The organism is Wenyingzhuangia sp. 2_MG-2023 (assembly GCF_030548295.1).
Taxonomy (GTDB): domain Bacteria; phylum Bacteroidota; class Bacteroidia; order Flavobacteriales; family Flavobacteriaceae; genus Wenyingzhuangia.
On record NZ_JAUOSB010000096.1, the window covers coordinates 1 to 290 of the forward strand.

The following is a 290-nucleotide window of genomic DNA, read 5'->3' on the forward strand; positions in this document are numbered from 1 at the left end:
AAGGTACTCAGTCAGGAAATTTTTTAAAAGAAGGGTTTCAGTTGCAATAGAATTCTGAAAAATTGAAATCTAAAGAGCAACAATTCATTCAAAGTATAGAGCGTATTGAAACAGATTCGGATGAAACTCATAGAAATCAAAATAGAGTTGTTGAAAAACCAAAACCTCAAAATGAATTTTCAATCGTGCCTAATACAGATTGTGTATTGTCTGCCAATAGAAAATGGATTTCAGAATTGAAAATTCGCTGGGAAAATCCACTATCTATTTTTGGATACACAATTCCAGTT

General features: G+C 31.4%; 1 protein-coding gene. It reads left to right on the forward strand.

The window, feature by feature from the left end; all coding sequences use genetic code 11:
• Positions 1–62: 62 nt before the first annotated feature.
• A partial coding sequence (locus Q4548_RS16800; RefSeq protein WP_303457198.1) for a hypothetical protein occupies positions 63–290 on the forward strand: 228 nt, incomplete at its 3' end.